Here is an 8,144-nt window from a genome sequence, read left to right as displayed (position 1 = left end):
CCCTTCTTTCGATTTAAACCTACGTGTGGTTCTCGGAACGAGACGGTTGAATTGATCCTCCGGACCAAGCGGTGAGTCGAGTCTCTCAACGGCCACGGACACTAATCCCGCTCCGCCCGTGGTTCCCCCATGGCCGGTTTCACGGGGAGCACGCAAGCCTTCATTCAGCAGTACGGCTTGCTCGCGGTTTTCGTCTACATGTTCCTCGAATCGGCGTTGCTGTTGCACTTCACGCCGAGCGAGGTCGTCCTGCCCTTCGCCGCCGCGCTGCTGGTGCACGGACCGATTGGCTTTCTGTGGTTCGTCGTCGTTGCGACGGCAGGGGGTACCGCGGGGGGCGTCTTCGCCTACTACGTCTTCGGACGCGGCGGCGAGTACGTCCTGACGCGGTACGGGTCGTTCCTTCATCTCTCGGCGGACGGCCTCGAACGCGGTCAGCGCGTCTTCCGTCGGTGGGGAGAGAGCACCGTCTTTTTCTGCCGACTGCTTCCCGTCCTCCGGGCGGTCATCAGCGTCCCGGCGGGACTGTCCGAGATGGCGTTTCGTCGGTTTCTGCTCTACACCGCCTCGGGGACCGCCGTCTTCGTGACCGCACTGACGTACTTGGCGTACACGGGAGCGCAAGCCGGAACCCCCGTTCACCGCGCGCTCACCGCACTCCTCAGGGTTCTCGCGCTCGACGTTCGGTACGCGAGAACGCACGTTCCGGTCGTCCTCTCGCTGGTCGTTCTGCTGGTCGTCGCGTTGGTGGTCGTGTGGACACACCGGGAGTGGATTCGTACGAACCCGACCGCGGCGAAGGCAGTCGTCCTCCGCGTCGTCGGCGTCGCTGGGACCGCGCTCGGGTTGTTGTTCATCACGAGCGCGATGAGCGTCCCCGTCGCGGCGTACTCGCTGGTCACGTGGCTCTGGAACGACCCGCGATTTCTAGTCGCCTCGCTCGGCTTATCGCCGCGGGCGGCGCTGGTCGTGACCGGACTGAGCGTTCTCGTTGCGACGTTCGTCGTCTACGAGGGTGGGAAGCGCGTCCCGGTGAGAGCGGTCAGACGGTTCGACCTGAGGAACTGACGGCGGCGAGCGGTGTCGGCGGCCGGGATGATTCTTACCGGTCCGGGTCGTTCACTGGGAGAAGATGGATGCACGAGGTCGGAAAGTGAACGTCCGGTCCGTCGTTCTCGGTCTCCTCGCATCGGTCCTCGTCCTCGGCGTCATCGTCTCGTTGGTCGGCGTGTCGGCGGTCGTGGCCGCGCTCGACGCCGCGAAACCCGGCGTCATCGTCGTCATCGTCGTTACCGTCCTGCTCTGGCTGACGGCGTGGAGTTCCGCGCTTCACGTCGTGCTGTCGGTGCTCGGATATCCCCAGTCCCGTTTCCGGACGCTGCTGGTGTATTCTAGTATCGTCTTCGCCAACAGCGTGACGCCGTTCGCGCAGGCCGGGGCGGAACCGCTCGCCGCGCTGTTCGTCTCTCGGGCGACGGACGCGGAGTACGAAACAGGGCTGTCGGTCGTCGTGAGCGTCGATACCATCAACCTGCTTCCGTCAGTTGGATTCGCCGCCATCGGCTTCGCGTACTTCGCGGTTCGCTCGGCGCTGAATCCACGACTCGAACTCGCAGTCGTCTTGTTCCTCACCGTCGCCGTCGTCGTGGCCGCCGTCGCGCTGTTTGCATGGCGGGCGCGGGACACCCTCGCGGCGTCCCTCGTCGGTGCTCTGTCGTCGCTCCTCGACACCCTCAACCGACGGACGTCGTTGGATATCGACCGACCGGAGCGGGAACTGGAACGCCGGGTGACGTTGTTCGTCTCGAACGTGGAGCGAATCGCGCGGACACCGCGATTGCTCGCCGTCGGGGTGTTCTTCTCGGCGGTCGGGTGGCTGTTTTTGGCCGTCACCCTGTGGTTGTCGCTCTACTCGCTCGGATACGCGATTCCGGTCGAAGCGCCGCTGTTCATCGTGCCGCTGGCGATGACGGCGAGTGTGACGCCGCTTCCCGGCGGGTTCGGGGGCGTCGATGCTGCGTACATCCTTCTCTTAGGAGGATTGACGAACGTTCCGCTTCCGTCGATAACGGCGGCGCTGCTCGTCTACCGGGCGGCGACGTATCTACTCCCTATCGTCCTCGGTGGAACCGCCGTCACGATTCTCGAAACGAGTCGGCGGTGAAGTTCGACACAATACCACACAGGTTCGATACGGAACGGTATTGTTCGACAACAAAAATATTGAGAATATCCGCCATGAAAAAATTAATTACGGAGAATGAAGAAGGTGCTATCGAATGTTCGATTGGCTAGCCAATACCATCCTCTCGTTCGTCGTGAAATACGGGTATTTGGCAGTCTTCATCTATCTGACGCTCGAAACGGCGTTCATCCTCCACTTCGCGCCGAGCGAAATCGTCGTCCCGTTCGCGGCCACGCAACTCGTCCACGACCCGATGTCATTCGGGTTCTTCGTCGCGGTTTCCACCGCCGGAGCGACCGCCGGGAGCCTCCTCGGGTACTACGCGTTCGGGAGGAACGGCAAGGCGGCGCTCGACCGGTACGGACACATCCTTCACGTCTCCGAGTCGGATTTGGAGCGAAGCCAACGCTGGTTCCGACGATGGGGCCGGAGTTCCGTTCTCTGGGGACGGATGCTTCCGTTGATGCGCGCCATCATCTCGATTCCGGCCGGAATCGCCGAGATGGACGTGCGGACCTTCACCGTCTACTCCGCGAGCGGTTCGCTCGTGTTCAACGTATTTCTCACGTACCTCGTCTACGAGGGGGCCGGGGAAACCTCGCCGCTCGACTGGGCAATCACGACGGTTTCGACCACGTTCGCGCCGTATATCGATGGAATCGGAGGGAACTGGGTCGTCATCGCGGGCATCGGCGTCGTCCTCGCGGTTGGAACCGCGGGCATCTGGCTCGCTCGCGAACACCTCATCCGAGAAGTCGCCTCACAACGGTGAAAACGAACCCGATTCGCCCGCTTTTGTCCGGGCGGAAACGTGGCCGAGGACGGTTGGATGCTCCGACCGATTAGTTTATTTCGAGCATTTGGAGAAAAATATATTCCTCTGTAGACTCGTCATATAATTGCAGATGCCATCCAGACGCAACATACTCAAGAAAGTCGGTGCGACGGGAACGGCGGCGGTGACCATCAGCGGCCTCTCGGGGTCAGCGGCGGCGACGCCCGGTTCCATCCCGTCGAACTATCTGACCGAGTACCAACAGACGGGAAGCGACTACGGAATCGACTGGACGTACCTCGCTGGCGTGGGCTGGGTCGAGACCCAACACGGGCAGTACGAGTCGGGGTGTGACACCTCGTCCGCCGGGGCGAAAGGCCCGATGCAGTTCATGCCCTCGACGTGGGACTACTACGGCATCGACGGAAACGGCGACGGCGTGGCCGACATCTGTGACTATCGGGACGCGATTCCGGCCGCCGCCTACTACCTGACCGACAGCGGCGCGCCCGGCGACTGGGACAGCGCGCTCTACGCCTACAACCACAGCTGGTCGTACGTCAGCGACGTGAAAGACGCCGCGGCGTACTACCGCGACACCTACGGCGGCGGCAGTGGCGGTGACAAATTCGCCGACGGCGACCGAGTAACGCCGACGGTCGATCTGAACACGCGGGAGCAGCCGGGAACCGGTCAGCCAATCGTCGCAACCATCTCACCCGGCGAGGTCGGCGAAATCATGAACGGTCCGACGGACAAAGGCGGCTACACGTGGTGGGGCGTCCACTGGCTCGACCGAGGCGTGTGGGGCTGGTCGGTCGAGCGGTATCTCGCCGACGCGTGAGGATTCGAAGCACCGTGCCCGTCTTATGATGACCGTGCCGACGTTCCGACCCTCAGTCCGCGGTCGTCGGTTGTCGCTCCTCGTCCTCCAACACGCCCTGTCGCCACGTGCCGAGGCTGAACCAGAGGACGCCGATGACGAACGACCCGATGGCCGAAATCGACCACGCCCACCAGAGACCGTTGACGCCCCACGAGAGTCCGGAGAGGGTGAGCGGACCGAGTTGCAGCGTCCACTGGTAGGCGAGCAGTATCGCGACGGGAATCCGAAGCACCCAGCGCGAGAGGAACGAGAGCGCCATCGCGACTCCGGTGTTCCCCGCGCCGCGGAACCCGCCCTGAATCACCATCAGCCCGCCGAAGAAGGCGAGAAACGGCCCGATGACTTCGAGGAAGTGAGCGCCGACGCGGACGACCGCGGGGTCGTCCGTGAATATCCGCATGGCGACGTCGGGGAAGAGCACCATCAATCCGCCAGCGCCGAACAGCACCACTAACGTTCCGATGGTCGCCTTCCGCGTCACCTCGGCCGCGCGGTCGGGCGTCTCCGCGCCGAGGTTCTGACCGACGCCGGTCGCGGCGGCCTGTCCGACCGCCCCCGAAACCGTCCACGAAACGGACATCATTCGAACGCCGACGCCGTAGGCGGCGGTCGGCACCGGTCCGAACCGAGCGACCAACGCGGCCATCGCCACGGCGGCGAAACTCCGCGCCGCACCGTCGATGGTCGCGGGATAGCCGACCGTGACGAGTCGTTTCAGCACCGGCCAGTCGGGGCGGAGGTCGTCGAGTCGAAGGCGAATTCCCCAGTCCCCCTGCAGGAGGACGTACACGCCGACGACGGCGGCGAACACGCGAGCGACGAGCGTGGCGACCGCCGCACCTTGCGTTCCCATGGGGTCGAACGGACCGTAGCCGAGGATGAGTATCGGGTCGAGGACGACGTTCATCCCGGCGGAGATAACCATCAACCACATCGCGGTTCGAGTGTCGCCAGCGCCGCGGAGAACCGCCCTGAAGACGAAAAACAGGAACGTGAACGGGATGGAGATGAACAGGACTTCGATGTACTGGAGCGCCTGCACGTAGACCGGCCCTTCCGCACCGACGAGCGTGAGGAGTTGCGAGCGAAACGCGTAGCCGAACGCGGCGAGGACGACCCCGACGAGGACAGTGAGGAGGGTCGTCTGTGCGACCACGTTGTCCGCGGCCCGGTCGTCACCGGCACCGATATGCTGTGACACCAGCGCGACCGACGACGCGGTGAGTCCCATCGCGAGCGAGACGAACAGCCACGAGGTCGGGAACATGAGCGAGACGGCCGCGACCGCGTTGGTGCCGACCCGGCCGACCCAGAACATGTCCGCGAGATTGTAAAACGTCTGGAGGAGGTTACCGACGACCAGGGGCCACGCCAGCGTCACCAATTTCGGCGTGATGGCACCGTCGGTCATATCGACGCGTCCCGTAGGTCGCCCGGACATAAACGTTTCAGAGCAACGGTCGAACGGTTCTTAAACGAACGTATCCCGTCCGCTCTCTGCCGGTTTCTCGTGAGTACAGACTACTGAATCTCGCGGAGGACGTGTTGAAACTCGCGGTGGTCGTCGACTTCGAGGGACGAGTCGAGACTGCGGCGGACGGACTCGATTTCCGTTTCGAGCGAAACGAACTCGTCGTTCTCTTGCAGGTCGTCGTAGGAATGTTCCGCCAAGAGGTTAGCGTGCGTCGAAACGAGCGAATAGTAGTGGGTCAACGTCTCCGCGTACTGTGCCCGACTGTACAGCGCCTCGACCGTCCGCCGAATGGTATCGCCATCGACTGGTTTCGTGATGTGCTCGTCGAACGACATATCGATGATATCGTAGTCGGGTGCCACCGCGGTGATCATGGCGACGCGACAGTCGTACGCTTGTGCATGAATGCGTTCGAGGACTTTGGAGCCGCTCAACGTCGGCATTTTCCGGTCGAGAAGTACCACATCGATATCCTCTCCTCGCCGGTCGAGCACTGTAAGGGCCTTCTGTCCATCGTGTGCAACGTGTGTCCGATGCGCGGAGAGCCACTCCTCGTAGAGCGTAGTCACCTCCACCTCATCGTCCACGATTAGCACATCGATATTCCCATCTGCATTCATATTCTAACCGTGTGGTGGTAGAGAGAATCAATCAGATGCACATATATCTTTGGTTTCTTAAATTAGAGCTCTGAAACATTCCCGAAAGCGAAGTGACTGTTCATGTGAGTGGAGCGTCCGCTGACAGTTGCGGGAACGAGAGGATGGCCACCGTACCGCACGGGTTCGCGTCTTCGAACCACACCGAACCGTCGTACTGCTCCATCATCACCGAGACGAAGTAGAGACCGAACCCGATGGAACCGGTCGATTCGGACGTGACGTTGCGGTCGAACACCCGCGTTTTCATCTCCTCCGAAATTCCGGGTCCGTCGTCCTCGATTTCGACGCGGACAGTCTCCCCCGACCGCTGTGTCCGAACCACGAGCGACGGGTCGTCGCGGTCGTGATGTTCGATAGCGTTCAATAGCACGTTTTCGACGACCTCGCCGAGCAGTTCGTTGCCGGAGACGGTCAATCCGTCCTCGATGTCGGCGTCGATACTCACGTTTGGGTACGTGTTCCGAACCTTCGTCACCCGCCTCGACAGCGCGTCGGAAAGGGACACGGATTCCAACGATACCGACTCGGAGTCCGTGACGGTCTGGCTGACGGACCGAACCTTCTCCGTTAGTTGCCCGATATCCTCGCTCCAGTTACGGACCGTCTCGAAATACGACTCCCCGGTCGCCGCGACGTGGGGTTCGAGGAGTTCGAGATTGCCGTTGACGACCGTAATGCCGTTCAGAATATCGTGCCGCAAGACGCCGTTGAAGAACTCTATCTGCTCGGTTCGTTCTTCGACCATCGCTTGACTCTCCCGAAGGTCGCGTTCGCGTTGTGCGCGGTCGAGGGCCGTCTCCGTCGTGCTCGCCAGGATACGGGCGAATCGGCGGTCGTTCTCGGTGAACGTCCGTTTTCGGGTGTCGCTTCCGACCGCGAGGACGCCGTGTTCGCCGAGCGGCAGCGACAACAGACATCCGAGGGGGAGATACCCGTACGGCGGCTTCGAGAGTTGCTCGACGGATTCGTACACGACCGGCGTTCCGGATTCGAACACCGACCACATCGGTTCGGCATCGCGCGAGAACGTCAGTTCGCCGTCGAGACCGTCTCGCATGAGGTCGGTCATCGCAACCGACCGAAGGACCGCCCCGTCGTCTTCCGGGAAGAAGATGGACGAATAGGGGTGGTCCAACACCTCGTCGGCGGTTTGCACTGCGATTTCGGCGATCTCCTCCGGTCGCTCCGCGTTCATGAATCGCCGGGTCGCGGATTGAAGCGCGCGGAGCGTCTCTTCCCGCCGTTTCTGGCTCGTTATCTCGCGGAGGACGAATATGTCGCCGCGATGTGCGTCGTGGTGATCGCGTATCGGCGTCGAGCGAGGGTCGTAGATGGGCGTTTCCCCGACGGAACCGCCGTCCGCCAGCACCGAAGACGGGGAGAACGGTTCGTCGCTCGAAACGGCGTCCAACAGCCCCGGAACGACCGATTCGAGGTCACGGCCGACGATGGTGTCGCCGTCGAACAACGGCTTCGCCGCCGGGTTGTACTCGACGATTCGCTCGTCCGCGACGACGATAACGGGGTCGTCCATCTCGGACAGGACGACCTCGGAGGCGAGCGGTGCGACGTTCAGAAAGTCGTACCGAAAGAGCGCGAGACAGTCTAAGATGGCGCTGGCGGCGAAGAAAACGGGGGCCAAGCCGAACGCGATGTTCAGGTCGACGAAGGAGAAAACGGCGGTCCCGACGAGGGGGAGCAGTCCCGCGAGGATGATGGCGACCGTCTGTTTTCGATAGAGTCGGTCGGCTTGGACCAAGAACGCGGTGAAAAATCCGAAACCGGTGACGAGTACGACGAACAGGTAGACGAGGTGGAAGTAGAACGACGGCGTGTGGACGACCGACAGGGCGGTGAGACCGTCGCTCGTCACCAGCGCGGCGCTGTCGTTCGCAAAGCCGTGGTGGGAGCTCGATAACGAACCGACGGTGTAGAGGACCGGTTCCGCCCAAATGAGCGGCAGCGTCTTGCGCGAGACCCAATCGTCCCGGCCGGTGTATTCGAGCGCGAAGGTCAACCAGAGGACGGGGATGGCGGTGACGCAAACCCCGATGAGCGTCGTCCAGAGACGGGCGCGAGCGAGCGACGTACTCGTCAGTAGGAGGAGGGAAAAAACGCACCACCCGGCGACGGCGAGAATGAGCGAGGAAAAGAGCGTCGCC

General features: G+C 62.6%; 7 protein-coding genes. 4 read left to right on the top strand and 3 right to left on the bottom strand.

Annotated elements, in window-relative coordinates; all coding sequences use genetic code 11:
* Nucleotides 1-129 precede the first annotated feature (129 nt).
* The 4 genes from BG842_RS06735 to BG842_RS06720 all read left to right on the top strand — a co-directional run bounded on the left by BG842_RS06735 (nucleotide 130) and on the right by BG842_RS06720 (nucleotide 3,804).
* The gene (locus BG842_RS06735; RefSeq protein ID WP_069450181.1) at nucleotides 130-1,068 is read left to right on the top strand and encodes a DedA family protein; all 939 of its coding nucleotides are present in this window, start codon (nucleotides 130-132) and stop codon (nucleotides 1,066-1,068) included.
* A gap of 85 nt (nucleotides 1,069-1,153) precedes the next feature.
* Entirely contained in the window at nucleotides 1,154-2,164 is a 1,011-nt protein-coding gene (locus BG842_RS06730) for a lysylphosphatidylglycerol synthase transmembrane domain-containing protein (RefSeq protein ID WP_175424090.1), read from the top strand.
* 115 nt (nucleotides 2,165-2,279) lie between these two features.
* Nucleotides 2,280-2,957, top strand: coding sequence for a DedA family protein (locus tag BG842_RS06725; RefSeq protein WP_069450179.1), 678 nt, complete (start codon nucleotides 2,280-2,282; stop codon nucleotides 2,955-2,957).
* Between the two features lie 133 nt (nucleotides 2,958-3,090).
* Nucleotides 3,091-3,804 carry a lytic transglycosylase domain-containing protein gene (locus tag BG842_RS06720; protein WP_069450178.1) on the top strand — a complete coding sequence of 238 codons (714 nt, stop codon included), beginning with the start codon at nucleotides 3,091-3,093 and terminating at the stop codon, nucleotides 3,802-3,804.
* Nucleotides 3,805-3,856: 52 nt separating this feature from the next.
* On the opposite strand, the gene BG842_RS06715 is transcribed toward BG842_RS06720, so the two are convergent.
* The 3 genes from BG842_RS06715 to BG842_RS06705 all read right to left on the bottom strand — a co-directional run.
* Complete coding sequence (locus BG842_RS06715; RefSeq protein WP_394327461.1) at nucleotides 3,857-5,287, bottom strand: MATE family efflux transporter; 1,431 nt, start codon at nucleotides 5,285-5,287, stop codon at nucleotides 3,857-3,859.
* Nucleotides 5,288-5,367: 80 nt separating this feature from the next.
* Nucleotides 5,368-5,907, bottom strand: coding sequence for a response regulator (locus BG842_RS06710; RefSeq protein ID WP_069450176.1), 540 nt, complete (start codon nucleotides 5,905-5,907; stop codon nucleotides 5,368-5,370).
* Nucleotides 5,908-6,040: 133 nt separating this feature from the next.
* Nucleotides 6,041-8,144, bottom strand: a 2,104-nt coding sequence (locus BG842_RS06705) for a histidine kinase N-terminal 7TM domain-containing protein (protein ID WP_069450175.1), incomplete at its 5' end; no start/stop codon positions are given.

The organism is Haladaptatus sp. W1, assembly GCF_001723155.1.
GTDB classification, from domain to species: domain Archaea; phylum Halobacteriota; class Halobacteria; order Halobacteriales; family Haladaptataceae; genus Haladaptatus; species Haladaptatus paucihalophilus.
This window is presented reverse-complemented; position numbering and strand designations above follow the sequence as displayed.